Annotated in this window: 26 protein-coding genes; 19 read left to right on the forward strand and 7 right to left on the reverse strand. The window is 74.4% G+C overall.

Features of this window, described 5'->3' with window-relative positions; genetic code table 11:
* The first annotated feature begins 2 nt into the window (after positions 1-2).
* From HL663_RS08315 to HL663_RS08330, 4 genes are read left to right on the forward strand one after another with little or no spacing between them, the layout of a single operon-like run.
* Positions 3-1853: an ABC transporter substrate-binding protein gene (locus tag HL663_RS08315; RefSeq protein ID WP_173027894.1), complete on the forward strand. Its 1851-nt coding sequence runs from the start codon at positions 3-5 to the stop codon at positions 1851-1853.
* Entirely contained in the window at positions 1850-2707 is an 858-nt protein-coding gene (locus tag HL663_RS08320) for a PIG-L family deacetylase (protein WP_286176008.1), read from the forward strand. The genes HL663_RS08315 and HL663_RS08320 overlap by 4 nt, the downstream gene beginning before the upstream one ends.
* A complete protein-coding gene (locus HL663_RS08325) occupies positions 2704-3195 on the forward strand; it encodes a flavin reductase family protein (RefSeq protein WP_286176009.1) in 492 nt (163 codons plus the stop codon). The genes HL663_RS08320 and HL663_RS08325 overlap by 4 nt, the downstream gene beginning before the upstream one ends.
* The gene (locus HL663_RS08330) at positions 3192-4934 is read left to right on the forward strand and encodes a VanW family protein (protein WP_173027895.1); all 1743 of its coding nucleotides are present in this window, start codon (positions 3192-3194) and stop codon (positions 4932-4934) included. The genes HL663_RS08325 and HL663_RS08330 overlap by 4 nt, the downstream gene beginning before the upstream one ends.
* Positions 4935-4949: 15 nt before the next feature.
* Here HL663_RS08330 and HL663_RS08335 read toward each other — a convergent pair whose 3' ends face one another.
* Complete coding sequence (locus HL663_RS08335; protein WP_173027896.1) at positions 4950-5972, reverse strand: GNAT family N-acetyltransferase; 1023 nt, start codon at positions 5970-5972, stop codon at positions 4950-4952.
* Between the two features lie 21 nt (positions 5973-5993).
* Between HL663_RS08335 and fdxA the strand changes: the two genes are divergently transcribed.
* The 3 genes from fdxA (at position 5994) to HL663_RS08350 (ending at position 8859) form a co-directional block, all read left to right on the forward strand.
* Positions 5994-6320, forward strand: a complete 327-nt coding sequence (fdxA, locus tag HL663_RS08340) for a ferredoxin (protein WP_030529541.1) — start codon at positions 5994-5996, stop codon at positions 6318-6320.
* 4 nt (positions 6321-6324) lie between these two features.
* Entirely contained in the window at positions 6325-7485 is a 1161-nt protein-coding gene (dapC, locus tag HL663_RS08345) for a succinyldiaminopimelate transaminase (RefSeq protein ID WP_173027897.1), read from the forward strand.
* An 87-nt stretch (positions 7486-7572) separates the two neighbouring features.
* Positions 7573-8859: a citrate synthase gene (locus HL663_RS08350; protein ID WP_173027898.1), complete on the forward strand. Its 1287-nt coding sequence runs from the start codon at positions 7573-7575 to the stop codon at positions 8857-8859.
* 76 nt (positions 8860-8935) lie between these two features.
* Here the strand turns inward: HL663_RS08350 and HL663_RS08355 are convergent, their stop codons facing one another.
* Both HL663_RS08355 and dapD read right to left on the reverse strand, forming a co-directional pair.
* Positions 8936-9820: a hypothetical protein gene (locus HL663_RS08355; RefSeq protein ID WP_173027899.1), complete on the reverse strand. Its 885-nt coding sequence runs from the start codon at positions 9818-9820 to the stop codon at positions 8936-8938.
* 54 nt (positions 9821-9874) lie between these two features.
* Positions 9875-10798 carry a 2,3,4,5-tetrahydropyridine-2,6-dicarboxylate N-succinyltransferase gene (gene dapD, locus HL663_RS08360; protein WP_173027900.1) on the reverse strand — a complete coding sequence of 308 codons (924 nt, stop codon included), beginning with the start codon at positions 10796-10798 and terminating at the stop codon, positions 9875-9877.
* 70 nt (positions 10799-10868) lie between these two features.
* Here dapD and dapE point away from each other — a divergent pair, with 70 nt between their 5' ends.
* From dapE to HL663_RS08400, 8 genes are all read left to right on the forward strand, one after another.
* Complete coding sequence (gene dapE / locus HL663_RS08365) at positions 10869-11975, forward strand: succinyl-diaminopimelate desuccinylase (protein ID WP_173027901.1); 1107 nt, start codon at positions 10869-10871, stop codon at positions 11973-11975.
* Positions 11976-12047: 72 nt separating this feature from the next.
* The gene (locus HL663_RS08370) at positions 12048-12776 is read left to right on the forward strand and encodes an LOG family protein (protein WP_173030069.1); all 729 of its coding nucleotides are present in this window, start codon (positions 12048-12050) and stop codon (positions 12774-12776) included.
* A gap of 48 nt (positions 12777-12824) precedes the next feature.
* Positions 12825-13157 carry a DivIVA domain-containing protein gene (locus HL663_RS08375; protein ID WP_286176010.1) on the forward strand — a complete coding sequence of 111 codons (333 nt, stop codon included), beginning with the start codon at positions 12825-12827 and terminating at the stop codon, positions 13155-13157.
* A complete protein-coding gene (locus HL663_RS08380) occupies positions 13157-13594 on the forward strand; it encodes an SRPBCC family protein (RefSeq protein ID WP_173027902.1) in 438 nt (145 codons plus the stop codon). The genes HL663_RS08375 and HL663_RS08380 overlap by 1 nt, the downstream gene beginning before the upstream one ends.
* On the forward strand, positions 13591-15651 hold the full coding sequence (locus tag HL663_RS08385) for a DivIVA domain-containing protein (RefSeq protein ID WP_173027903.1): 2061 nt from the start codon (positions 13591-13593) through the stop codon (positions 15649-15651). Before HL663_RS08380 ends, HL663_RS08385 begins: the two co-directional genes overlap by 4 nt.
* Positions 15638-16960, forward strand: coding sequence for a putative hexosyltransferase (locus HL663_RS08390; protein WP_286176011.1), 1323 nt, complete (start codon positions 15638-15640; stop codon positions 16958-16960). Before HL663_RS08385 ends, HL663_RS08390 begins: the two co-directional genes overlap by 14 nt.
* 125 nt (positions 16961-17085) lie before the next feature.
* Positions 17086-17256: a DUF3117 domain-containing protein gene (locus tag HL663_RS08395; protein WP_084696920.1), complete on the forward strand. Its 171-nt coding sequence runs from the start codon at positions 17086-17088 to the stop codon at positions 17254-17256.
* 170 nt (positions 17257-17426) lie between these two features.
* Positions 17427-17783 carry a hypothetical protein gene (locus HL663_RS08400; RefSeq protein ID WP_173027904.1) on the forward strand — a complete coding sequence of 119 codons (357 nt, stop codon included), beginning with the start codon at positions 17427-17429 and terminating at the stop codon, positions 17781-17783.
* 30 nt (positions 17784-17813) lie between these two features.
* Here the strand turns inward: HL663_RS08400 and HL663_RS08405 are convergent, their stop codons facing one another.
* Positions 17814-18449 (reverse strand): O-methyltransferase, encoded by a 636-nt coding sequence (locus tag HL663_RS08405; RefSeq protein WP_173027905.1) that lies wholly within the window; start codon positions 18447-18449, stop codon positions 17814-17816.
* A 135-nt stretch (positions 18450-18584) separates the two neighbouring features.
* Between HL663_RS08405 and sigE the strand changes: the two genes are divergently transcribed.
* Genes sigE through HL663_RS08425 form a run of 4 tightly spaced genes read left to right on the forward strand, consistent with a single transcriptional unit; the run spans position 18585 to position 21741 of the window.
* Complete coding sequence (sigE, locus tag HL663_RS08410) at positions 18585-19208, forward strand: RNA polymerase sigma factor SigE (RefSeq protein ID WP_173027906.1); 624 nt, start codon at positions 18585-18587, stop codon at positions 19206-19208.
* Positions 19205-19750, forward strand: a complete 546-nt coding sequence (locus HL663_RS08415) for an anti-sigma factor family protein (protein ID WP_173027907.1) — start codon at positions 19205-19207, stop codon at positions 19748-19750. The genes sigE and HL663_RS08415 overlap by 4 nt, the downstream gene beginning before the upstream one ends.
* Positions 19747-21147, forward strand: coding sequence for a S1C family serine protease (locus HL663_RS08420; RefSeq protein WP_173027908.1), 1401 nt, complete (start codon positions 19747-19749; stop codon positions 21145-21147). Before HL663_RS08415 ends, HL663_RS08420 begins: the two co-directional genes overlap by 4 nt.
* A 27-nt stretch (positions 21148-21174) precedes the next feature.
* Positions 21175-21741 carry a twin-arginine translocase TatA/TatE family subunit gene (locus tag HL663_RS08425; RefSeq protein WP_173027909.1) on the forward strand — a complete coding sequence of 189 codons (567 nt, stop codon included), beginning with the start codon at positions 21175-21177 and terminating at the stop codon, positions 21739-21741.
* A gap of 24 nt (positions 21742-21765) precedes the next feature.
* On the opposite strand, the gene HL663_RS08430 is transcribed toward HL663_RS08425, so the two are convergent.
* Genes HL663_RS08430 through HL663_RS08440 form a run of 3 tightly spaced genes read right to left on the reverse strand, consistent with a single transcriptional unit; the run spans position 21766 to position 24761 of the window.
* A complete protein-coding gene (locus tag HL663_RS08430; RefSeq protein ID WP_173027910.1) occupies positions 21766-22899 on the reverse strand; it encodes an Mrp/NBP35 family ATP-binding protein in 1134 nt (377 codons plus the stop codon).
* 10 nt (positions 22900-22909) lie between these two features.
* Positions 22910-23470, reverse strand: a complete 561-nt coding sequence (locus HL663_RS08435; RefSeq protein ID WP_173027911.1) for a DUF1003 domain-containing protein — start codon at positions 23468-23470, stop codon at positions 22910-22912.
* Positions 23463-24761 (reverse strand): magnesium transporter MgtE N-terminal domain-containing protein, encoded by a 1299-nt coding sequence (locus HL663_RS08440; RefSeq protein ID WP_173027912.1) that lies wholly within the window; start codon positions 24759-24761, stop codon positions 23463-23465. The genes HL663_RS08435 and HL663_RS08440 overlap by 8 nt, the downstream gene beginning before the upstream one ends.
* Between the last annotated feature and the right edge of the window lie 3 nt (positions 24762-24764).

Genomic DNA, 24764 nt, shown 5'->3' on the forward strand with positions numbered 1-24764 from the left:
GCATGTCGAGCAGGAGCGACCGCAGGGCCGAGCAGGCCGCCGTCTCGCGCAGCGCGCGGCGGCGGGCCGGCCGGCGACGTCCGACGCGTGCGGTGGTGGGGCTGGTCCTCATCGTCGTCGCGGCCCTGGTCGGTGCGGGGGTGGTCGTGGCGCGCCAGCGCGGCGACGCCACGGACCCCGACACGCTGCCGACCTCCGCGGTCGGTGACCGGGTCGAGACCCGTGGCGGCACGCTGAGCGCGCTCTCGCTCGGGCCCGTGCCCTCGTGGGACCCGCAGCGCATCGCCTCGCGCGCCGACATGGCGTTCGCCGGGCGGGTCTTCGCCCGCACGCTCACGGCGTTCGCGCCGAGCACGGACCCCGCGCAGCAGTCCCGGCTCGTCGGTGACCTCGCGACCGACACCGGCACCGCGAGCTCGGACCTCAAGACCTGGTCCTTCACCCTGCGCGACGGCCTGACCTGGCAGGACGGCAGCGAGCTCACCTGCGAGGACGTCGCCTACGGCATCTCCCGGACCTTCGCCACCGACGTGGTCAAGGGCGGCCCGACCGACGCGCTCGCCGTCCTCGCCATCCCGCGCCAGGCCGACGGCTCGAGCACCTACGACGGGCCCTACGGCTCCGGCGAGAAGGCCAAGGCCGCGCAGGCCGCCTTCGACAAGGCCGTCACCTGCGAGGACCGGCAGATCACGTTCACGCTGAGCACCCCCGTCGGCGACTTCGCGGAGATGCTCTCGCAGCCGGCCTTCGGCCCGGTCAAGCGCTCGGCCGACCGGCGCGAGGACGGCACCTACGACGTGTTCAGCAGCGGCCCGTACATGCTGCGCGGCGCGTGGGAGCGCGGCCGGGGCGGCCTGTTCGTCCGCAACCCGCACTGGGACGCCGCCTCCGACCCGGTGCGCAAGGCCTACCCGGACCAGATCCGCTACCAGGAGGGCCTGGACACCGAGGCCGTCGCGCAGCAGGTCACCGCCGACAACGCGGCCGGGCGCAGCTCCGTCGCGCTCGGGTCGGTCCCGCCCGCGATCCAGCAGCAGGTCACCGCGGTCCAGAGCCTCGACGAGCGCTCGGTCAACCCGCTGACCGGGGTCGTCGACTACCTCGTCCCCAACGTCCGGAGCACGGTCTTCGAGGACGAGAAGGTCCGCCTGGCCCTCGCCGCCGCGACCAACCGCGACGCGTACGTCACCGCGATCGGCGGGGCCACCGCGGCCCAGCCGTCGATCTCGCTCCTGCCGAGCGCCCTGCCCTCCGCGCACGACGACGACCCGGTCGGGACCGGCCTGCGGGGCGACCCCACCCGCGCCAAGGCCCTCCTCGCCGAGGCGAAGGTCGAGGAGCCGGTGGAGTTCACGCTGGCCTACCGCTCGGACCCCACCGCCGACAAGGCGGTCGCCGCCCTCGTCGCCGGCTGGCGCCAGGCCGGCTTCGCCCCGACCCTCAAGCCCATCACCGAGAGCTACTTCTCGACGATCGCCGAGAAGTCCGCGGTCGACGACTACGACCTCTTCTGGTCGAACTGGGCGCCCGCCTGGCCCTCGGGCTCGACGGTCCTGCCGCCGCTGTTCGACAGCACGATCAACATCACCGCCGAGGGGCCCGGCCGCGACTACGGGTACTTCAGCGACCGCCGGCTCGACGAGCAGATGGCCAAGACCTCGACCGTCGCCGACCGCACCGCTCGCGAGCGCGGCTGGGCCGACGTCGACCGGCGCCTGCTCCAGCAGGGCGCCTACATCGGCCTCGCCGAGCGCAGGGCCCTGTACGTGGCCGGCAGCGACGTGCGCAACCTCTCGGCCAACGCGGTGCTCGGCGGCGTCGTCGAGCTCGCCGACATCGCGGTCGTCCCGTGAGGGGCCTGCTCGACGGGCTCGACCTCGGGGGCCGGCCGGCGCGGATGCTCTTCGTCCACGCCCACCCCGACGACGAGACCCTGACGACCGGGGTGGCGCTCGCGCACCACGCGGCCCGGGGCGACGAGGTCCACGTCCTCACCTGCACCCTCGGCGAGGAGGGCGAGGTCATCCCACCGGCGCTCGCGCACCTCGAGGGCGACGGGCCGGCGCTCGCCGCCCACCGCCGCGCCGAGCTGCACCGGGCGATGGCCGTGCTCGGCGTCACCCACCACCTGCTCGAGGACGCCGACGGCGGCTTCCGCGACTCGGGGATGGCCGGCTCGGCCGCCGCGGCCGACCCGCGCGCGTGGGCCGGAGTGCCGCTCGAGGTCTCCGCGGCAGCGATCGGCGCCGTGCTCGAGCGCCTCGACCCCGACGTCGTCGTCACCTACGACGCCGGCGGCGGCTACGGGCACCCCGACCACGTCCGCACCCACGAGGCGACGCGGGCCGCGCTGCGCGCGCACGGCGCCGACGTCCCCCTCCTCGCCGTGCTCACCCCCCTCACCTGGGCCACCGAGGACCACGCCTGGCTGACCGCGACGGTCCCCGGCGGCCAGGGCTGGGTCGTGCCGGACGCGAGCAGCGAGTACGCCGGTGACGTCGTCCCCGACGAGGTCGTGACGCGGGCGGTGCTCGACCCCTCGGTCGTCCCGGCCCAGGAGCAGGCGCTGCGGGCGCACGAGACCCAGGTCGTCGTGGGCCCGGGCTGGTACGCCCTCTCGAACCGGCACGTCTTCCGGCTCGCCGGCCGCGAGGGCTACGCCCGCCTCGACCTCGACAGCGGCCGACCGGTGGGGGAGGCGTCGTGAGCACCCCCGACGAGGCCGTCTTCCGGCAGGCGATGGGCCGGATGGCCCAGGGCGTCAGCATCATCTCGACGAGCCAGGGCGGCCACGACCACGCGATGACGGCCGACACCGTCACCTCGGTCTCGCTCGACCCGCTGCTCGTCCTCGTGTGCGTCGAGACCGAGAGCCGCTTCCACGACGCCGTCGTCGACGCCGGGGTCTGGGGGGTCAGCGTGCTCGGCCTGGACCAGCGACCGCTCTCGGAGTGGTTCGCGACGCGCGGGCGGCCGCTGCACGGGCAGCTCGACCGCGCCCCGCACCACCGGGGGCCGCAGACGGGCGTGCCGCTCATGGACGGCGCGCTGACGACGCTGGAGTGCGTGACCACCGCGGTCCACCCCGCGGGCGACCACGTCATCCTCGTCGGCGAGGTCCTCGGCGTCGAGATCCCCGACACCGTCGGGCCCGCCCTCGTCCACTACCGCGGCCGCTACGGGAGCATCGCATGACCGAGGACCTGCTCGAGCAGGAGTCGTGGGACGAGCCGACGTGGGAGGAGCCCGGACCGGGCCGCCGGCGCTGGCCGTTCGTCGTCGGCGGGGTCGTGGCGCTGCTCGCCGTCCTCTACGGCGCCACCGCGGCCTGGGCCGGCGACCGCGTCGCCCGCGGCACGACCGTCGCCGGCGTCGACGTCGGCGGGCAGGACGCGGACGCCGCCCGGGCCGCCCTCGAGCGCGCGCTCGGCGGGGCCTCGGGGGAGCGGCTGACGCTCACCTCCTCCGCCGGGAAGGCCACGGTCGTCCCGGCCGACGCCGGCCTCTCCGTCGACGTCCCGGCCACGGTCGACGGGCTCGTCGGCTTCAGCCTCGCGCCGGCCGACGTCTGGCGCCACCTCGCCGGCGGCGGCGAGCGGCCGGCCGTCGTCCGCGTCGACGACGCCGCCTTCGCGCAGGCGCTCGAGGGCGCCCGCGACGACCTCGACGCCAAGGCCGTCGAGGGGACCGTCTCCGTCACCGGCGGCAGGCTGACGTACAAGGCACCGGTCGCCGGCGTCGAGACCGACGTGACGCGCACGGCCGCGGCGGTGCGCCGCGACTGGCCCGGCCGCGACACCGTCGCGGTCGTCGGTGAGGTCCGTGCGCCGAAGGTGTCCGCGCAGGAGCTCGAGCGGGTCCGCGACGACTTCGCCCGGGTCGCGGTCTCCGGCCCCGTCACCCTCGAGGTCGGCGAGACGTCGTTCGAGGTGTCCGCCCGCCGGCTCGCGCCCGCGGCCGTGCTCACCCCGGCGGCGGACGGCACCATCACGCCGCGCGCCGACGTCGAGAAGCTGCGGCGCATCGTCCACTCCGCCGCGCGGGAGGCGAAGGTCGAGGTCGAGCCGCAGGATGCCGTCGTCACCTTCGCCGGCGGCGACTGGCGCAAGCCGCGGGTGCGTGACTCGGTGGCCGGGAGCCGGCTCGACGACGCCTCGATCGACGCCACCGTCTGGAAGGCCTTCTCGACCTCGTCGAGGACCGCCACGGTGACGACGGAGGAGGTGCAGCCGGAGTTCACCACCGCCGTCGCGAAGAAGACGCTGCCGAAGGAGAAGGTCGCGAGCTTCACGACGTACTTCGAGGCCGGCGCGCCGCGCGTCACGAACATCAAGAACGCCGCCCGGATCATCGACGGGACGTACGTGCCGCCGGGGGAGCAGTTCAGCATGAACGGCGTCCTCGGCCAGCGCACGCCCGACAAGGGCTACGTCAAGGCCGGCATCATCCTCAACAACCGGCTCTCCGAGAGCTACGGCGGCGGCATCTCGCAGGTGTCGACGACGATCTTCAACGCCTCGTTCTTCGCCGGCGTGCAGCTCGACGCCTGGCAGGCGCACTCCTTCTACATCTCGCGCTACCCGGAGGGGCGCGAGGCGACGATCTCGTGGCCGGACCTGCACAACAAGTTCACCAACACCCTCGACGGCGGCATCCTCATGGACGTCTCGACGACGGACACCTCGATCACCGTCACCTACTGGGGCACGAAGAAGTACGACGTCGAGGCGACCAAGAGCGCGCGCTACGACATCGTCGCGCCGAAGGTCATCCGCGACGACAGCCCGACGTGCAAGCCGCAGAGCCCGGTGCCCGGGTTCAAGGTCGACATCGGCCGGATCTTCACGGAGAAGGGCAAGGTCGTCCGGAAGGCCTCCTTCACGACGTCGTACGTCCCCGAGGACGACGTCACCTGCACGACCAAGGCCCCCTGACCCGGGTCGAGCGGCTCAGGGGCGGCGCAGCGTCGTGTACTCGTGGTGCACGACGAACCCCGCGCGGCGGTACAGCCGCTGCGCGGCGGTGTTGTCGGTGTCGGTCTGCAGGTGCAGCGAGCGGATGCCGCGCGACCCCGCCTCGTCCGCGAGCCGCCGCAGGAGGGCGGTCGCGACCCCGCGCCGGCGGGCCCGCGGCGCCACGTACATCGCCGCGATGCCGCCCCACGTCGACGCGACGCCCAGGCGCCCCACGCCGAGGACGTCCTGGTCGTCCTGCGCGGTCGCGAACACCTGCTCCGGCGAGCCGGTGAGGACGGCGCGGGCGGGCCCCTCGGGCGCCTCGCGGTAGCCGCGGTAGGCCGCGAACCAGCGGTCCTCCAGCGTCGCCGATGTCGTCAGCGCGACTCCGGGGGAGGACTGCTCGGGCAGGACGGCGAGCACCCCGTCGACCGAGGCCGTGAAGGCGCTCGTCATGACCCGCGGGAGGTAGCCGCGCGCGAGCAGCAGGGCGCCGAGCGGGTCCTCGGCCGGGCGGAACCCGGCGGGGCCGGCGAGGGTCAGCATCGGCGGCAGGCCACGGGCGGCGTACCAGCCCTGCACGGCGTCGACCGCGGCCTCGAGCGTCGTGCCCGGGTCGCCCACCGTCAGTGCGGAGTTGGCGCGATGGGTGAAGCCGTCGGCGGCGCGCAGCAGCCAGTCGCCGAGGTGCTCGCCCTGCGGCGCCGGCCAGGCGCCGACCATGACCCGCTCGAGGTCCTCGACCGACAGCGCGAGGTGCGGGGCGCCCCGGCGGGAGGGACGCGGCGGCAGCTCCTTGACGACCGTGACCGACGGCCGCGGGACGGCGACCTCGCCCCGCCGGGTGCGGACGAGGAGGTGGTCGGGGCCGGCCTGCACGAGGTCGCCCACGACGTCGGTGAGGGTCGCGCCCGAGACCGGGTCGGGGGCGGGCAGGCGGTGCCGGACGACGACGCGCGTCCCGACCGGCGGGACGTCGGGGGAGTGCGTCGGCGGGCCGCCCTCCGGGGTGCTCATGGCGTGAATAGTATGGGCGGCATGACGTACGTGATCGCGCAGCCCTGTGTGGACCTGAAGGACAAGGCCTGCATCGAGGAGTGCCCCGTCGACTGCATCTACGAGGGTGAGCGCAGCCTCTACATCCACCCCGACGAGTGCGTCGACTGCGGTGCGTGCGAGCCGGTCTGCCCGGTCGAGGCGATCTACTACGAGGACGACGTCCCCGAGCAGTGGGCCGACTACTACAAGGCCAACGTCGAGTTCTTCGACGACCTGGGCAGCCCCGGCGGCGCCGCCAAGCTCGGCGTCATCGCCAAGGACCACCCGATCATCGCCGACCTGCCCCCGCAGGAGCACGACGAGTGACGGGGTGCTGACCCTCCCCGACTTCCCCTGGGACTCGCTCGCTCCGGCCAAGGAGCGGGCGAGCGCCTTTTCCGACCCCGACCTGGGGCCGGACGCGGGGCACGGCCTCGTCGACCTCTCGGTCGGCACCCCGGTCGACCCGACCCCGGAGGTCGTGCGCCGCGCGCTCGCCGACGCCGCGGACGCCCCCGGCTACCCGCAGACGTACGGCACCCCCGACCTGCGCGAGGCGGTGGCGGCGTGGTTCGCCACCCGCCGCGGCGTCCCCGGCGTCGACCCCGACGGCGTCCTGCCGACGATCGGCTCCAAGGAGCTCGTCGCGTGGCTGCCGACGCTCCTCGGGCTCGGTGACGGCGACGTCGTCGCCTTCCCCCGGGTGGCCTACCCGACCTACGACGTCGGCGCCCGGCTGGCGCGCGCGGTGCCGATGGCCGTCGACGCCCTCACCGCCCTCGGCCCGCTGACCCCGGCCACCACCCCGAAGCTGCTCTGGCTCAACACCCCCGGCAACCCCACGGGCAAGGTCCTCGGCGTCGAGCACCTGCGCAAGGTCGTCGACTGGGCCCGCGCGCACGGGGTCGTCGTGGCCTCCGACGAGTGCTACGCCGAGCTCGACTGGCGTGCGCGAGAGGCGGGTTCGACCGAGCCGCCGACCACGCCGTCCATCCTCGACCCCCGCGTCTGCGGCGGCTCGCACGAGGGGCTGCTCGCCGTCTACTCGCTCTCGAAGCAGTCCAACCTCGCCGGGTACCGCGCGGCCTTCGTCGCCGGCGACCCCGCCCTCGTCCGGCAGCTGCTCGAGGTCCGCAAGCACGCCGGGATGATCGTCCCGTGGCCCGTGCAGCGCGCGCTCCTCGCGGCGCTGTCCGACCCCACGCACGTCGAGGAGCAGAAGGCCCGCTACGCCGCGCGCCGGGCCGTCCTGCGCCCGGCCGTCGAGGCCTTCGGCCTGCGCGTCGACGTTTCCGAGGCCGGTCTGTACCTGTGGGCCAGCGCCGGCGAGCCCGCCCGCACCACCCTCGGGCGCCTCGCCGAGCGGGGCGTCCTCGTCGCTCCCGGCGACTTCTACGGAGCCGCCGGCCGCGAGCACGTGCGCATCGCGCTCACCGCCACCGACGAGCGCATCGAGGCCGCCGCCCGGCGCCTGACCCGACCGGAGCGTTGAATCTCACGTCGACCCCGTTTTTCCCGTCGGTGACCGGCGGGTAGGGTCGAAAGGACGCCCAACGCCCTTCAACCCAAGGATCGCGACATGACCGACGGAGCAACCCTCCACGCCGCGGGCACGCAGCTCGACCTCCCCCTCGTCCCCGCGACGGAGGGCAACAGCGGCTACGACATCTCGAAGCTGCTCAAGGAGACGGGGAACGTCACCCTCGACGCAGGGTTCACGAACACCGCCAGCTGCTCCAGCGCCATCACCTACATCGACGGCGACGCCGGCATCCTCCGCTACCGCGGCTACCCCATCGAGCAGCTCGCGAAGAGCTCGACCTTCCTCGAGACCTCGTACCTGCTCATCTACGGCAACCTGCCGACCCCGACCGAGCTCAGCAGCTTCGAGGACCGCATCCGCGAGCACACGATGCTCCACGAGGACCTCAAGGGGTTCTTCCGCGGCTTCCCGCGCGACGCGCACCCGATGCCCGTCCTGTCCTCGGCCGTCTCGGCCCTGTCGACCTTCTACCAGGACAGCCTCGACCCCTTCGACGAGGACCAGGTCGAGATCTCGACGATCCGCCTCCTCGCGAAGCTGCCGACCATCGCGGCCTACGCGTACAAGAAGTCGATCGGCCAGCCGTTCCTCTACCCGGACAACGACCTGAGCCTCGTCGAGAACTTCCTGCGGATGACCTTCGGCGTCCCCGCGACGCAGTACGACCTCGACCCCGAGATCGTCAAGGCCGTCGAGCTCCTCCTCGTCCTGCACGCCGACCACGAGCAGAACTGCTCCACCTCGACCGTGCGTCTCGTCGGCTCCTCCCACGCGAACCTCTTCGCGTCGGTCTCGGCCGGCATCAACGCCCTCTTCGGCCCGCTGCACGGCGGCGCCAACCAGGCGGTCCTCGAGATGCTCGAGCGCATCGACGGCGCCGAGTACACCGCCGAGGAGTTCATGAAGAAGGTGAAGAACAAGGAGGACGGCGTCCGCCTCATGGGCTTCGGGCACCGGGTCTACAAGAACTACGACCCGCGTGCGGCCATCATCAAGGACACCGCCCACAGCATCCTCGCGAAGACCGGCGGGAACGACCGGCTGCTCGAGATCGCGATGCGCCTCGAGGAGATCGCGCTGGCCGACGACTACTTCGTCGAGCGCAAGCTCTACCCGAACGTCGACTTCTACACCGGCCTCATCTACAAGTCGATGGGCTTCCCGACGCGGATGTTCACCGTCCTGTTCGCGCTCGGCCGCCTCCCCGGCTGGATCGCCCAGTGGCGCGAGATGATCTCCGACCCGGCGCTGAAGATCGGCCGCCCGCGGCAGGTCTACATCGGTGAGACCGAGCGCGAGTACGTGGCGCTCGACCAGCGCTGACCGACCGCGCACGCCGACGGCCCGGCACCCCTCGAGGGTGCCGGGCCGTCGCGCGTCCGGGCGTCCGGCCGCCCGCTCAGGCGGCGAGCCGGATGACGACCTCGCGGTCGTCGGCGCCGCTGCCCTCGGACCACGTGAACGCGGAGTCGTCCATCGAGCGGTCCCAGCGCAGGCCGTGGGTGCTCACCTGCGTCACGTCGGTGTCGACGGCCCGGGCGACCGCCCAGGAGGCGACGGCCCACGCGGTCTCGGGGGAGTCGGTGCGGACCCGGACGGCGCCGTCGCGCCGGGTGGCGCTCAGCCCGAAGTCCTTCTTCACGAGGGCGACGAGCGCGTCCGGGTCGCCGACCGACTCCGGCGCCTCGAGCGCGCAGCCGATGCCCTGTGCCGTCTGCCCGGAGAGCACCGACGCCGTCGTGCGCGCCTTGTCCTCGTGCTGGGCGTAGGCGGAGCCGGCGGCCGAGCGCTGCACCTCCTGGGCGGCGACGGCGATCTCCATCGAGGTGTAGCCGTCGACCTTCTCGAGGGCGTCGTAGAACTTGTTCGTCGCGTACTCGGGGTCGAGGATCTGCTCGGCCGAGCCCCAGCCCTGCGAGGGCCGCTGCTGGAAGAGGCCGAGGGAGTCGCGGTCGCCGAAGCGCACGTTGCGCACCTTCGACTCCTGCATCGCGGTGGCGATGGCGATGGACGCCGCGCGCGGCGGCAGGCCGCGCTTGACGGCGATCGCGGTGATCGCGGCCGCGTTGCTCGCCTGGTCGGGGGCCCAGTCGTGGGTCGTGCCGTTGGCGGTGACCCGGCACTGCTGGCCGGAGACGGCGTGGAGCAGCCGCTGCACCCCGCCCCAGCCGACGACGCCCAGCCCGACGAGCGCGAGCACGAGCACCGCCGCGACCCGGCGGCCGCGGCGGGCGGGCCGTCGCTGCTCGGCGAGGGTCACGGAGCCCTTGCGGGTGCGCGGCATCGGGGACGGTCCTCCGGGGGTGGGGTGCGGTTAAGGGTGCGCTCGGGTGGGGGGTCAGTCGTTGGCGTGCAGGGCCGAGTTGAGCACGATGCCGTGCCCGTCGCGCGGCCGGGCCTCGACGGTGCCGGTGACCGAGTTGCGCAGGAACAGCAGGCTCGACTGCCCCGACAGCTCGCGCGCCTTGGTGACGGTGCCGTCGGGCAGCGTCACCTTGGTGCCGGCGGTCAGGTAGAGGCCGGCCTCGACGACGCAGTCGTCGCCGAGGGCGATCCCGAGCCCTGCCTCGGCTCCGAGCAGGCAACGCCTCCCGATGCTCACGCGTTCCGTGCCGCCGCCGGAGAGGGTCCCCATCGTGGAGGCCCCGCCGCCGATGTCCGAGCCGTCGCCGACGACGACGCCCTGGCTGATCCGGCCCTCGACCATCGAGGAGCCGAGGGTGCCGGCGTTGAAGTTGACGAAGCCCTCGTGCATGACGGTGGTGCCGCTCGCGAGGTGGGCGCCGAGCCGGACCCGGTCGGCGTCGCCGATGCGCACGCCGGAGGGCAGGACGTAGTCGACCATCCGCGGGAACTTGTCGACGGCGAGGACCTGCACCGGGCCGCGGGCCTGCATCCGGGCGCGGACCAGCTCGAAGCCCTCGACGGCGCACGGGCCCTGGGTGGTCCAGACGACGTTGGGCAGCACCCCGAAGAGCCCGTCGAGGTTGAGCGAGTTGGGCTCGGCGAGGCGGTGCGAGAGCAGGTGCAGGCGCAGGTAGGCGTCCTCGGTGGAGGCCGGGGCGGCGTCGAGGTCGACGGCGACGGTGACCGTCTCGCGGGTCGTGCCGCGCACGTCGTCGGCGACCGCGAGGGAGCGCAGCTCGGTGGGGGCGTCGCTGCCGTCGGGCTCGCCGAGGGCGGGGGCGGGGAACCAGGCGTCGAGGACGGTGCCCTCGGCCGTGCGGGTCAGGAGGCCGTGGCCCCAGGCGGTGCGCGTCATGGTCTCCAGCCTACGGGGGGCGCCCGGGCGGCCCGGACGACCCCGCCGAGCGCTCACTAGGGTGGTCGGCATGACCGGTCCCACGCCCGTCCTCGACCTCTCCCTCGACGTCACGGCGCTCACCGCGCAGCTCTGCGACGTGCCCTCGGTCAGCCTCGACGAGGCCGCGCTCGCGGACGCGGTCGAGGCCGCCGTCCGCGCCGTCGGGCGCCTCGAGGTCACCCGCCTCGGCAACACGGTCGTCGCCCGGACCGCGCTGGGGCGCGCCGAGCGCGTCGTCCTCGCCGGTCACCTCGACACCGTCCCGCTGACGAGCGAGCCGGTCAACCTGCCGACCCGCCGCGTCCCGGGCGCGGACGGCGAGGTGCTCTGGGGCCGCGGCACGGTCGACATGAAGGGCGGCGTGGCGGTGATGCTCCGCGTCCTGCACGAGGTCGCCGAGCCCGAGCGCGACATCACCTACGTCTTCTACGAGGGCGAGGAGATCGACAGCGCGTACAACGGCCTGCTCCACGTCGAGCAGCAGGCGCCGCACCTCGTCGCGGACGCCGACTTCGCCGTGCTCCTCGAGCCGACGGACGGCCGCGTCGAGGGCGGCTGCAAGGGCACGCTGCGCGCCGAGGTCTCGACCAAGGGCATCGCGGCGCACTCGGCGCGCCCGTGGAAGGGGCACAACGCCATCCACGACGCCGCCGAGGTGCTGGCCCGCCTCGTCGCCTACCGGCCGCGGACGGTCGAGGTCGACGGCCTCGAGTTCGTCGAGGCGCTCAACGCCGTCAAGGTCGAGGGCGGCATCGCCGGCAACGTCATCCCCGACCTGTGCGTCGTCACCGTCAACTACCGCTACGCCCCCTCGCTGTCGCCGGACGAGGCCGAGGCGCACGTGCGCCAGGTCTTCGACGGCTTCGAGGTGAGCGTCGGCGACAACGCCGGCGGCGCCCGCCCCGGGCTGCACCTGCCGGCGGCGAAGGCCTTCGTCGAGGCCCTCGACCTGCCCGTCCTCGCCAAGCAGGGCTGGACCGACGTCGCCCGCTTCTCGGCGATGGGCGTGCCGGCGGTCAACTTCGGGCCCGGCGACCCCAACCTCGCGCACATGGACGACGAGCAGTGCCCGGTGGACCAGTACGCCGCGTGCGAGGCCGCGCTGCTGCGCTGGCTGCGCCGGTCGGAGGGCTGAGCGACCTAGGCTGACGCCGTGGAGACCCCCCAGCAGCCGCAGGAGCGCGACTACCACCAGGGCCCGGTCGTCATGCGCCGGTCCAAGGTCCCGCGCTCGACCACCGACCAGCGCCTCCTCGACAGCCGGGGCTCGGCCGAGTGGGTGCACTCCGACCCGTGGCGCGTCATGCGCGTAACGTCCGAGTTCGTCACCGGCTTCGGCGCGCTCGCCGAGCTCGGCCCGGCGGTCAGCGTCTTCGGCTCGGCGCGGACCCGCCCGGACAGCCCCGAGTACGCGCTGGGGGAGCGGGTCGGCCGCGCCCTCGTCGAGGCGGGCTACGCCGTCATCACCGGCGGGGGACCCGGCGCCATGGAGGCGGCCAACAAGGGCGCCCTCGAGGCGGACGGCACGTCGGTCGGGCTCGGCATCGAGCTGCCCTTCGAGGCGGGCCTGAACCCCTACGTCGACCTCGGCGTCAACTTCCGCTACTTCTTCGCGCGCAAGACGATGTTCGTCAAGTACGCGTGCGGCTTCGTCGTCCTGCCCGGCGGCTTCGGCACCCTCGACGAGCTCTTCGAGGCGGTGACCCTCGTGCAGACCCAGAAGGTCACGAGCTTCCCCATCGTCCTGCTCGGCACCGAGTACTGGGGCGGCCTGCTCGACTGGCTGCGGGGCACCGCCGTCGCGGCGGGCACCATCAGCGAGAAGGACCTCGCGATGCTCATCGTCACCGACGACCCCGACGAGGCCGTGCGCGTCGTCGTCGAGGCCGACCGGGTGGTCGCCGAGCAGCGTGCCGCGAACGCCCGGCCCGAGTGACGCGCACGGCCCGGCGGGCCCGCAGGTCCGGATCGTAGGATCCCCCTCGTGGTCCCGGTCCTGCTCGTCCTCGTCGCGCTGGCGCTCGTCGCCGTCGTGGCCCTCGTGGCGACCGGGCGGCTGCGCGTCGACCCCCTCGCGGACGCGGTGACGAGCACCCCCGACCACGGGCTGCCCGACGCCCCCCGGGCCGACGACGTGCGCTCGGTGCGCTTCGACACCGCCGCCCGCGGCTACCGGATGGACGAGGTCGACGCGCACCTGCTCGACCTCGCCGACACCCTCGCCGCCCGGGAGCGCGAGGTGGCCGAGCTCCGCGGTGACACCGCCCCCGACCCCACGCTCGACCCCACGCCCGACCCCGCCCCCCAGGAGCGCTGATGGCCTTCACGATCCGGCGCGCGAGCGACCTCCCGCGGCAGGCCGCCTGGGACGCCGTCACCGACCTGCGCGCCCACACGGCCCACGTGCCGCTCACCGACGTCGAGGTGCCCGACGGCGGCCTCGCCCTCGGGGCCGAGGTCAACGCGGTGACCCGGCTCGGCCCGGTCGCCGGCTCGGACCGGATGCTCGTCGTGGCCCTCGAGCCCGGGCGCCGGCTGCGGCTGGTCAAGACCGGGTGGTTCCTGCGCGGCTGGGCCGACATCACCGTCGAGGACGATCCGGCGGGCAGCCGGGTCACGTGGACCGAGGAGATCTGGCTGCCCGGGCTGCGGCGCGTCACGCGCCCGGTCGGCGACCGCCTCGGGCCGCTGCTCTTCGGCAAGGTGGTCGAGGGCCTCGTCGCCGGCGCCGAGCGCCACCGGGGCGGCTCGTGACCTGGTCGGTCCTCGCCGCGCTCCTCGGGGTCGCGGCGGTCCTCGGCGCCGCGTGGTGGCTCGGCCGCCAGCGCGCCGACGACGAGGTGCTCGTCGACGAGCCCCGCGCGGCCACCTACCGCACGGCCTTCCGCGGCTACCGCGCCGACCAGGTCGACGAGGTCGTCGACCGCCTCGAGGCCCGCATCGCCGAGCGCGAGACCGAGCTGCGCGTGCTGCGCGGCGAGGAGCCCGCGGCGCACCCCGGGGGGCCGGCCGGTGCGGGGGAGGACGAGCCGCCCCCTCGAGGTCGTCCGGCGGCCGGGCCCGACCCGGTTGCCGGACACCCCGCGCCCCTGCGCCGCCTCGACCTCCTCGCGCCGCTGGCCTACCTCCTGGTCGCCGCCTACGTGACGATGCACCTGCTCGGGGCGCTGCGCACCGGCTACCTCTCGCAGGGGGTGCAGGACCAGCAGGCCTTCGAGTGGTACTTCGGCGCGACCGCGCACAACCTCGCGACCTTCTCCAACCCGCTGCTCAGCGACCTCCAGAACTTCCCCACGGGCGTCAACCTCATGGCGAACGCCGCCGTCCTCGGCCTCGGCGTCCCGCTCGCGCCGCTCACGCTGCTCGCCGGCCCGGAGGTCACCTTCGTCCTCGTCGAGCTGCTCGGCCTGGCCCTGACGGCGAGCGGCTGGTACTGGCTCGTGCGCCGGCGCCTGGCGGTGCACCCGCTCGCGGCCTTCCTCGCCGGGGCGCTCGCGGGCTTCGGCCCGGGGATGGTCAGCCACGCCAACGGCCACCCCAACTTCGTCGTCCAGGCCCTCGTGCCCCTCGTCGTCGACCGGGTGCTGCGCCTCGCGGAGGGGCGCCGGCCGGTGCGCGACGGGGTCGTCCTCGGGCTGCTCGTCGCGTGGCAGGTGCTCATCGGCGAGGAGGTGCTCCTCCTGACGGCGGTCGGGCTGCTCGTCGGCGGCGCCGTGTGGGCGGCCCACGGCCGGGTCCGCTGGCGCCCCCTCCTCACCGGGGCCGGCGTCGGCGCGCTCGTCGCCCTCGTGCTCGTCGGGTTCCCCCTCTGGTGGCAGTTCCTCGGCCCGCAGAGCTACGCGTCCATCTGGCACCCGCCGGGCGGCAACGACCTCGCCCAGCTGTGGGGGAGGGCCACCCGCACCGTCGGCGCCGACCCCTGGGCCTCGGCCGCCCTCTCGATGAACCGCACGGAGGAGAACTCGTTCTTCGGCGTCGCCCTCTGGGTCGCCGTCGGCGCCACCGTGCTCGCCCTGTGGCGCAGCGTCGTCGTCCGGGCGCTCGCAGCGGTCGTCCTCGTCCCCTGCTGGCTCTCGCTCGGCGAGGAGCCGACCCTCGACGCCACGACGCTCGGCGTCCCCGGTCCCTGGGCCCTGCTCGAGCACGTGCCCGTCGTCCAGAACGTCCTGCCCACCCGGTTCACCCTCGTCGCGCTGCCGGTGCTCGGGGTGCTCCTGGCCCTCGGGGTCGAGCACCTGCGCCGGGCCGTCGACCGCCTCGCGGACCAGCCCGGGCCCGGCCTCCTGCTCGGCGTGGCCGCCGGTGTCGTGGCCCTGCTGCCCGTCGTCCCGACCCCGCTCGTCGTCGAGCCGCGCCCGGTCGTGCCGGCGTTCTTCACGCAGGGGACCTGGCGCGAGCACGTCGACCCCGGCGGCTCGGTCCTCGCCGTGCCGCCGCCGAACGTCGCCGACGCCCGCGCGCTGGAGTGGCAGGCCGCCGCCCGCTGGGGCTTCCCCGTCGTCGCCGGGTACTTCGTCGGGCCGGACGGGGGACCGGACCGCGGTGGCCAGTACGGGGCCACCCCGACCGGGCTCACGGTGTGGCTCGCCGAGGTCGCGCAGACCGACGTCGTCCTGCCGGCCTCCGCGCAGCAACGGCCCGGCTTCGTCGAGAACCTGCGCGCGGGACGGGTCGACGCCGTGGTCCTGCCCGACGACCGGCCGGCCGCCGCCTCCCTGAGAGACTCTCTCGTGACGTTCCTCGGTGACCCGCAGCACCTCGACGGGGTGTATCTCTGGGACGTGAGGAGGCTGACCGATGGCGCAGGCTGAGCTGGCCACCGTCACCGAGCCCGACACCGGCGTCGGTGGCGGGTCGGTGCTGCGACGGCTGACGACCTCGGCGGGTCGCCACGAGCTCGCGGGCCGCGCCCTCCAGCGTCCGGTGCTGACCATCCTCGCGGTGTACGCGCTCTCGCGCGTCGTCGCCCTCGCCGCGCTCTGGGTCGCCGCGACCTGGTTCCAGAACCCCGCCGGCGTCGGCCACCCGGACCCCACCGTCGGCGACCTCGTCGGGCTCTGGGACGGCGTCTGGTACCACCGCATCGTCGAGGACGGCTACCCCGTCCCCCTCCCGCGCGACGCCGACAACGGCCGGATCACCTACAGCGCCTGGGCCTTCTACCCGCTCTACCCCTACCTCGTGAAGGGGCTGATGCTCACGGGGATGAGCTTCGAGGTCGCGGGGGTCGTGCTCAACCTCGTCCTCGGGGCCGTCGGCGCGGTGCTCATCCACGCGCTGTTCCGCAGCACCTACCACGCGGCGCGCCAGCCCCAGCGGGAGCGGCTGGCCCTCGTCGCCGCCTGCCTGTGGTGCTTCTACCCGACGACCTCGGTCATGCTCAAGCCGTACACCGAGGCCCTGGCCGTGGCGCTCGTCGCCGCCGCGCTGCTCGTCCTCGTCCGTCGCCAGTACCTCCTCGTCGCCGCGCTGGCCATCCCGCTCGGCTTCACGCGCGGGGTGGCGCCGGCCCTCGGGCTCGCCGTCCTCATCCACCTCGGGGTCCGCTGGCGCGAGGAGCGGGCCGCCGGCCTGACGCCCCTGGCCGGCCAGTGGCCCCGGATCGTCACGATGCTCTCCGCCGTCGGCGTCAGCGCGGTCGCCTGGCCGGCCGTCGCCGGCTACGCCACGGGGGTCCCGACGGCGTTCTTCGACGTCCAGGCGGCGTGGGGCCAGAAGCCCGCCGACGGCCCGTTCGTCCTGTGGTTCCAGTGGGCGTGGGACGGCAAGGGCCTCGCGGGGGTGCTCGTCCTCGTCGCGCTCGCCGCCACGTACGTCGCCCTCGTCCTCGGCCGCCACGGCCGCTGGATGAGCGTCGAGATGCGCGTCTGGGCCCTGGCCTACCCCTTCTTCCTCTTCGCCGTCGTCCGGCCGATCACCTCGATGTGGCGCTTCCTCCTCCTCGACATGCCGCTCGCGGCGCTCCTGGCGTCCGTCGCGATGCGCACCGCCGACGGGCAGCAGGTCGTGCCGCACTGGAAGCGGCGGGTCGCGGTCGTCGTCCTCGTCCTCGTCGGCGGCATCCTCTGGTGGACCTGCAGCCTCCTCACGTACACCCCCTGGGGCTCCTTCCCCCCGTGACGTGCAGGTTCGGATTTCGTCACGCCGCACGGCTGCTGCGATAATGGAGGTCGAGTCTCGGCGGTCCGGCGTCGAGCAGGACGCGGAGCGACCCACGCTGCCGCGACGAAGAAGGGAAACACGCCATGGCGGCAATGAAGCCGAGGACGGGCGACGGCCCGCTCGAGGTCACCAAGGAAGGTCGCGGCATCGTGCTGCGCATGCCCCTCGAGGGTGGCGGACGGCTCGTCGTCGAGATGACCCCCGACGAGGTGCGCGCCCTGGGCGAGGCCATCGACAACTGCGACGGCCTCTGACCCGCGTCGCAGGCCGCTGACGGGAGCCCCCACCGACCCATCGGTGGGGGCTCCGTCGTGTCCGGGGCACGCGGTGAGACGGTGTGGCGCGCCCCCGCCGCGCCCGCCTACGGTCGGGGCCACGACACGACGACCCCGCCGGAGCCCCGGCGGTCGAGGAGGACCCACGGATGAACGCCGGCTACGGACTGACGGTGCGCTGGTCGCTCGAGGACGCCCCCGCGGGGGTGGCCGACGAGCTGCGCGAGTACGTCGTCGGCACCTCGATCGCGCGCTTCATGTTCCTCGACGGTCTCGCCTTCAAGGTCTGGCGGATGCGCGAGGGGGAGTGGTTCGAGGGCACCTACGTCTTCGACAGCGAGCAGGAGCGCTCGCACTTCCGCGAGGGCTTCGAGCCGGGCGCCGCGAGCGCGCCGGGCAGCGCGATCATCGGGTCGGGTCCGAGCACGATCGAGGAGTGGGAGGTCGTCGCGATCGCCGAGGGCCCGGCCGGCTTCCGTCGGGGCGCCGGACCGTCGGTCAGCTGAGGCCGCGCGGCCGCACGGCGGGCCGTCCGCTCAGCGGCGGACGGCGACGAGCACGCCGTCGCTGACCGGCAGCAGCGCCGTCACGAGCGAGTCGTGGTCGCGCAGCGTCTTGCCGAGGTCGCGCAGCGTCGTCGTCGTCGCGTCCCGCGAGGCGGGGTCGGCGACCTTGTCGTGCCAGAGCATGTTGTCGACGACGAGCACGCCGCCGCTGCGCAGCAGCCGGACCGCGTGGTCGACGTAGGTCGGGTAGGTGTCCTTGTCGGCGTCGACGTGGACCATGTCGTAGCCGCCGTCGGCCATCCGCGGGAGGACCTCGGCGGCCGCGCCCGTGATGACACGCGTGCGCTGGTGCGGGTAGCCGGCCTCGGCGTAGGCCTGCTTGGCGAGGCGCTGGTGCTCGGCGGAGACGTCGATCGTCGTGAGGACGCCGTCGTCGTCCATCCCCGAGAGCAGCCAGAGCCCGGAGGTGCCGGCGCCGGTGCCGACCTCGAGCACGTGCTTGGCCCGGACGGACGCGGCGAGCAGCCGCAGCACGGCCCCCGCCCCCGTGCCGACGGGGGAGGCCGCGCCGAGCTCGGTGCCCCGGCGGCGGGCCGCCTCGACGACCTCGGGCTCGGGGACGAACTCCTCCGCATAGGACCAGCTGGCCGGCTTCAGTCCGCTCATGGCGGCAACCCTAGTGCGCCGCACGGGGGGCGTCGCGCCACCGGTTCCCAGCCGACGTTCAGGCTTCCCGGGAACAATTCACGGTTCCGGCACGTATCGATGGGTGGCATGAGCAGCGTGGTGAGCGAGGAACCGATGGCGACGACCGCAGACCCGGCCCCGGTGGGCACGGGGACGGCGTGGGTGCCCCCGTCGTGGGAGGAGGTCGTCGAGCAGCACTCGGCCCGCGTCTACCGCCTGGCCTACCGCCTCACCGGCAACGTCCACGACGCCGAGGACCTCACCCAGGACGTCTTCGTCCGGGTCTTCCGCTCGCTGCACACCTACCAGCCCGGCACCTTCGAGGGCTGGCTGCACCGCATCACGACCAACGTCTTCCTCGACAAGATGCGCCGCAAGCAGCGGATCCGCTTCGACGCCCTGTCCGACGAGTCGGCCGCGCGCCTGCCCAGCCGTGACGTCGGCCCGGAGCAGACCTTCGCCGACACCCACCTCGACGACGACGTGCAGCGGGCGCTCGACGCGCTCTCGCCCGACTTCCGGGCTGCGGTCGTCCTCTGCGACATCGAGGGCCTCTCGTACGAGGAGGTCGCCGCGACGCTCGGCATCAAGCTCGGGACGGTGCGCTCGCGCATCCACCGCGGCCGGGCCCAGCTGCGCGAGGCGCTCGCGCACCGCGCACCGCGCCCCCGCCCCGAGGTCACCGCTCCCGCCCGTCGCGGCCCGATCGTCCGGCGCCCGGCCGCGGGAGTCGTATGACCTCTCGCGCGGGTGTGCAGTGCCTCGGTGACGAGCTCTCGGAGTACGCCGCCGGGCGCCTCGGCGCGTCCCGCGAGCACGCCTGGGACCAGCACCTCGTCGCGTGCGAGGTGTGCCGGCACGCCGTCGGGCAGGAGCGCCGGCTGCGCGCCGCCCTCGCGGGTGCACCGTCGATGCCCGGTGACCTGAGGGTCACCCTCCTCGCCCTCGGTCGCGACCTCCAGCCGCCGGCCCCGCCGGTGCTCGCGGGTCCCGACCCCCTCCGCCTGCTCGCCCCGACGGCGCCCCCCTGCCACCGCAGCGCCCTGCGGGCCACCGTCGTCGCCGCGGCCGCGGCCGGGGTCTCCGCCGCCGCCGCGTGGAGCCTCACCGTCATCGGCGCCCCCGGGGTCGTGCGCCCCACGGGGGCACCGGCCTCCCCGGTGTCCGCCACGACCCGGGTCGTCACGCACCACGGCACGTCGGCGTTCGCGCAGGTCAGCCTGACCACGCGCACCTCCTCGCCCGCGCCGTCGCGCCAGCAGGCACAATCGACCCCATGAGCGAACGGGACCGCGGGTCCGACGACTGGCAGCCGTGGGACCGTGAGCCCGCGGCCGCGCCGACGCAGCCCCAGCCCCCCGTCGACGCGGGCCCTCGCGGCCCCGAGCCGCACTGGGCGGACGCGGTCGGCGCGGAGCCGACGACCGAGCTCCCGACGACGCCGCCCCCGCCGCCGGCCGGCGCCCCGACCTCGCCCACGACCCCGTACCAGCCGATCAGCGGCTCGTGGGGCGTCCCGCCCGCCACCCCGCCGGCCTCGGCCGCGTACCCCGTCTCGCAGCCCGAGCCGCGCCCGGCCCGGCGCGGGCCGGGCTGGGGGGCCCTGGTCGGTGTCGCGCTCGCGAGCGCGCTCGTCGCGGGGTCGGTCGGCGGCATCCTCGGCGGGGCCCTGTCCGACCGCGCCACGGGCTCCTCCGGCACCTCGGTCGCCGCCCCCTCGCCCGGCGCGGGAGCCACGACGCGACCGCGCGGCTCGGTCGCCAACATCGCCGCCACCGCCCTCCCGAGCGTCGTGACGCTGCGGGTCGAGGGCGCCGACGGCGGCGCCACCGGCTCCGGCTGGGTCTACGACGACGCGGGCCACGTCGTGACGAACAACCACGTCGTCGCGGGCGCGGGCGACGACGGCACGATCACCGTCGTCCTCTCCAACGGCAAGCAGGTCTCCGGCAAGGTCGTCGGCCGGGACGCGTCCTACGACCTCGCCGTCGTGCGGGTCGAGGGCGCCGACCTGGCGGCGCTGCCCGTCGGGCGCTCGGCCGACGTCGTCGTCGGCGACGAGGTCATCGCCGTCGGCGCACCGCTCGGCCTGGACTCGACCGTCACGAGCGGCATCGTCAGCGCCCTCGACCGGCCGGTCACGCCGGGGCAGCAGGACGACCAGTCGTTCATCAACGCCATCCAGACCGACGCTGCGATCAACCCGGGCAACTCCGGCGGCCCGCTGCTCGACATGGCCGGTCAGGTCATCGGCGTCAACTCCGCCATCGCCCGCGTGCCCGGTACCTCGCTCGGCGGGCAGAGCGGCAACATCGGGGTCGGCTTCGCCATCCCGAGCGACCAGGTGGCGACGACGGTCGACCAGCTGATCCGTACCGGCAAGGCCGAGCACCCGATCATCGGCGTCTACCTCGACAGCGGCTACGACGGCGAGGGCGTCCGCGTCGCCGACGACGGCCCGAACGGCGACCCCGCGGTCAACCCCGGCGGACCCGCCGACGAGGCCGGCATCGAGGCGGGCGACGTCATCACCGCGTTCGAGGGCAAGCCCGTCTCCGACGACGGCGAGCTCGTCGTGAAGATCCGCTCGCGCAAGGTCGGGGAGTCCGTTCAGCTGACCATCGTGCGTGACGGCCGGGAGCGGGATGTCACCATGGTGCTCCAGGGGTCGGAGTGACCCCCCGGCACGAAGGGGTGTGACGCGGTGTTCGGCGTCAACGGGTGGGAGATCATCCTGCTCGCGCTCATCGCGGTCTTCGTCCTCGGCCCGGACAAGCTCCCCGAGTACGCGGCCAAGCTCGCGCGCGGCATCCGCCAGCTGCGGGTGATGGCCGAGGGCGCGAAGACCTCGCTGCGCGACCAGCTCGGCCCGGAGTACGAGGACATCGACTGGCGCCAGTACGACCCGCGCCAGTACGACCCGCGGCGCATCGTGCGCGAGGCGCTCCTCGAGCCGCTCGACGAGGCGGTCGCGCCGATCCGCGGCGAGATCTCGACCGTCCGCGACGCCGCGCGGGTCCGGCGGCCGGGTGGCGACGCCGCGACCGCTGCCGCCGCGGGGGCGGCCGGCGCGGGTGCGGCTGCTGCCGGAGCCGCGGCCACGACCACGGGTGCCTCGTCCGGCACCGCCGCTGCCGCCCCGGCGACCGACCTCGGCGACGGGTACGTCGAGGACGGCTACGACGACGAGTACGTCACCGTGCAGCCGTGGATGACGCCGCAGGCGTTCGACCCGGCTCTGCCCACCCCGTTCGACACCGACGCGACCTGAGCGCGGCGCCGTCGGCGGGGTCCGTCAGCGGCCGACCGGCGAGAGGCCGAGCGAGCGCCCGGCGAGCCCGCGCGAGCGCGTGGCCAGCCCGGAGGCGATGCCGCGCAGCGCGACGGCCGCCGGGGAGTCCGGCTCGCCGAGGACGACCGGGCTGCCCTGGTCGGCGCCGATGCGCAGGCGCGTGTCCAGGGGGATCTGACCGAGCAGCGGGACCTCGGAGCCGATCGAGCGCGAGAGCGACTCGGCGACCTCGCGGCCGCCGCCGGAGCCGAAGATCTCCTCGCGGGAGCCGTCGGGCAGCTCGAGCCAGCTCATGTTCTCGATGACGCCGGCGACCCGCTGGTGGGTCTGCAGGGCGATCGAGCCGGCACGCTCGGCGACCTCGGCCGCCGCCTGCTGCGGCGTGGTGACGACGAGGATCTCGGCGCCCGGGATGAGCTGGGCGACGGAGATCGCGATGTCGCCGGTGCCCGGCGGCAGGTCGAGGAGGAGGACGTCGAGGTCGCCCCAGAAGACGTCGGCGAGGAACTGCTGCAGCGCCCGGTGGAGCATCGGGCCGCGCCAGACGACCGGCTGGTTGCCGGGCACGAACATCCCGATCGAGATGACCTTCACGTCGTGGCTGACCGGCGGCATGATCATGTCGTCGACCTGGGTCGGCTTGTGCTCGACGCCGAGCATCCGGGGGATCGAGAAGCCGTAGATGTCGGCGTCGACGACCCCGACCCGCAGGCCCTGCGCCGCGAGGGCGGCCGCGAGGTTGGCCGTGACCGAGCTCTTGCCGACGCCGCCCTTGCCGGAGGCGACCGCGTAGACCCGGGTCAGCGAGCCGGCCTTCGCGAAGGGGACCTCGCGCTCGGCCGTGCCGCCGCGGAGCTTGGTCTTGAGCTCGGCGCGCTGCTCGTCGCTCATGACCCCGAGGGTGACGGCGACGTCGGTGACGCCCTCGACCGCGCTCAGGGCGTTGGTCGTGTCCCGGGTGAGGGTGTCCTTGAGCGGGCACGCGGCCACCGTGAGCAGGACCGTGACGGCCACGCGGCCGTCGTCGTCGTACGCGAGGTCGCCGACCATCCCGAGCTCGGTGATGGGGCGCCGGATCTCGGGGTCGATGACCGTCTCGAGGGCGGCGTGGAGGGCGTCGGTGCTGACCTGCGGCATACCCCCGAGTCTAGGTGCGCGGCGTGGTCCGGCCGTCGTCGGCCCCGGTCGGGGGCAGGGGCTGTTGCACCACGACGAGGCCGCGCTCCTCCATCTCGTCGAGGAGGTCGCGCAGCTCGCTGCGGACGAAGTCGCGGGTCGCGGTGTCGCGCATCGCGATGCGCAGCGCGGCGACCTCCCGGGTGAGGAACTCGGTGTCGGCGAGGTTGCGCTCGTCGCGCGAGCGGTCCTGCTCGAGCGCGACGCGGTCGCGGTCGGCCTGCCGGTTCTGCGCGAGGAGGATGAGCGGGGCCGCGTAGGAAGCCTGGAGCGACAGGATGAGCGTCAGCAGCGTGTAGTTGAGCGAGCGGGGGTCGAACTGGAGGACCGCCGGCAGGAAGGTGTTCCAGACGAGCCAGACGATGACGAAGACCGTCATCCCGATGAGGAAGTACGCCGTGCCCATGAAGCGGGCGAACTTCTCGGACAGGACGCCGAACGCCTCCCCGGAGAACGCGGCCGGCAGCGTGAAGCGGCGGCGCCCGGCCTCGCGGGGGGTGTCGATGCGGGCGCGGCGCTCGCGCTCAGCCACGACGCACCTCCTCGTGGGCGACGACGTCGTGGCGCTCCTCGCGCCAGTCGTCGGGGAGGATGTGGTCGAGCACGTCGTCGACGGTGACCGCGCCGAGCAGGTGCCCCTCCGCGTCGACGACCGGCATCCCGACGAGGTCGTAGGTGGCGAGCGTGCGGGTGACCTGCCCGAGGGTGGCGGTCGGGGGCAGCGGCTCGACGTCCTTGTCGAGGATGCCGCCGATCGGCTGGTGGGGCGCCTCGCGCAGCAGGCGCTGGATGTGGACGACGCCGAGGAACTTGCCGGTCGGGGTCTCGAGCGGCGGCCGGCAGACGAAGACGGTGCAGGCGAGCGCGGTCGAGAGCTCCTGGCGGCGGACGACGGCGAGGGCCTCGGCGATGGAGGCCTCCGGGCCGAGGATGACCGGCTCGGTCGTCATGAGGCCGCCGGCGGTGTTCTCGTCGTACATGAGGAGGCGGCGCAGGTCGGCGGCCTCGTCGGCGTCCATCTTCTCGAGGAGCTCCTCCTGGCGCTCCGGCGGGAGCTCGGAGAGCAGGTCGGCGGCGTCGTCGGGCTCCATCGCCTCGAGGACGTCGGCGGCGCGGGCGACCTCGAGGCCGACGAGGATCTCGACCTGGTCGTCCTCGGGCAGCTCCTCGATGACGTCGGCGAGGCGCTCGTCGGTCAGGGCCGCGGCGACCTCGGCGCGGCGGCGCGGGCTGAGGTCGTGGATGACCTCGGCGAGGTCGGCGGGCTTGAGGTCCTCGTAGGTCTCGAGGAGCTTGGCGGCGCCCTGGCCCTCGCTCGCGGTGCGCAGGCCGACGACGTCCTCGATCGTCGCGACGAAGGTCTCGCCGCGCCGGCGGCCCAGGCGCCCGAGGCGGGAGGGGCGCGAGGCGTCGAGGCGGACCGCGACGCGCGTGACGTTCCATCCCCGCTGGCCGAGCTGCTCGATGCCGACGTCCTGGACGGTGGCCGTCGCGATGTCGCCGTCCTCGGTGCGGACCTGGACGGTGCGCTCGAGGAGCTCGGCGACGACGAGGGTCTCGTTGGGGCGCTGCTCGAAGCGGCGCATGTTGACCAGCCCGGTCGTGATGACCTGGCCGCCCTCGACCGAGGTGACGCGGGTCATCGGGACGAAGACGCGCCGCCGGCCGGGCACCTCGACGACGAGGCCGATGGCGCGCGGACGGGCCTTGCTGGCGCTGAACGTGACGACGACGTCGCGGACGCGGCCCACCTTGTCACCGAGCGGGTCGAAGACGTCCAGCTCGGACAGGCGGCCGACGAAGGCGCGGGTCGGCGTGCTCACGTC

Source organism: Arthrobacter sp. NEB 688 (assembly GCF_013201035.1).
In the GTDB taxonomy this organism is placed as follows: domain Bacteria; phylum Actinomycetota; class Actinomycetes; order Actinomycetales; family Dermatophilaceae; genus Phycicoccus.

Excerpts from the sequence above, each read along its gene's own strand:
- HL663_RS08315 (WP_173027894.1), top strand. The coding sequence starts at position 3 with ATGTCGAGCAGGAGCGACCGCAGGGCCGAGCAGGCCGCCGTCTCGCGC.
- HL663_RS08330 (WP_173027895.1), top strand. The coding sequence starts at position 3,192 with ATGACCGAGGACCTGCTCGAGCAGGAGTCGTGGGACGAGCCGACGTGG.
- HL663_RS08335 (WP_173027896.1), bottom strand. The coding sequence starts at position 5,972 with ATGAGCACCCCGGAGGGCGGCCCGCCGACGCACTCCCCCGACGTCCCG.
- fdxA (WP_030529541.1), top strand. The coding sequence starts at position 5,994 with ATGACGTACGTGATCGCGCAGCCCTGTGTGGACCTGAAGGACAAGGCC.
- HL663_RS08350 (WP_173027898.1), top strand. The coding sequence starts at position 7,573 with ATGACCGACGGAGCAACCCTCCACGCCGCGGGCACGCAGCTCGACCTC.
- HL663_RS08355 (WP_173027899.1), bottom strand. The coding sequence starts at position 9,820 with ATGCCGCGCACCCGCAAGGGCTCCGTGACCCTCGCCGAGCAGCGACGG.
- dapD (WP_173027900.1), bottom strand. The coding sequence starts at position 10,798 with ATGACGCGCACCGCCTGGGGCCACGGCCTCCTGACCCGCACGGCCGAG.
- dapE (WP_173027901.1), top strand. The coding sequence starts at position 10,869 with ATGACCGGTCCCACGCCCGTCCTCGACCTCTCCCTCGACGTCACGGCG.
- HL663_RS08370 (WP_173030069.1), top strand. The coding sequence starts at position 12,048 with ATGCGCCGGTCCAAGGTCCCGCGCTCGACCACCGACCAGCGCCTCCTC.
- HL663_RS08380 (WP_173027902.1), top strand. The coding sequence starts at position 13,157 with ATGGCCTTCACGATCCGGCGCGCGAGCGACCTCCCGCGGCAGGCCGCC.
- HL663_RS08390 (WP_286176011.1), top strand. The coding sequence starts at position 15,638 with ATGGCGCAGGCTGAGCTGGCCACCGTCACCGAGCCCGACACCGGCGTC.
- HL663_RS08395 (WP_084696920.1), top strand. The coding sequence starts at position 17,086 with ATGGCGGCAATGAAGCCGAGGACGGGCGACGGCCCGCTCGAGGTCACC.
- HL663_RS08400 (WP_173027904.1), top strand. The coding sequence starts at position 17,427 with ATGAACGCCGGCTACGGACTGACGGTGCGCTGGTCGCTCGAGGACGCC.
- HL663_RS08405 (WP_173027905.1), bottom strand. The coding sequence starts at position 18,449 with ATGAGCGGACTGAAGCCGGCCAGCTGGTCCTATGCGGAGGAGTTCGTC.
- sigE (WP_173027906.1), top strand. The coding sequence starts at position 18,585 with ATGGCGACGACCGCAGACCCGGCCCCGGTGGGCACGGGGACGGCGTGG.
- HL663_RS08415 (WP_173027907.1), top strand. The coding sequence starts at position 19,205 with ATGACCTCTCGCGCGGGTGTGCAGTGCCTCGGTGACGAGCTCTCGGAG.
- HL663_RS08420 (WP_173027908.1), top strand. The coding sequence starts at position 19,747 with ATGAGCGAACGGGACCGCGGGTCCGACGACTGGCAGCCGTGGGACCGT.
- HL663_RS08430 (WP_173027910.1), bottom strand. The coding sequence starts at position 22,899 with ATGCCGCAGGTCAGCACCGACGCCCTCCACGCCGCCCTCGAGACGGTC.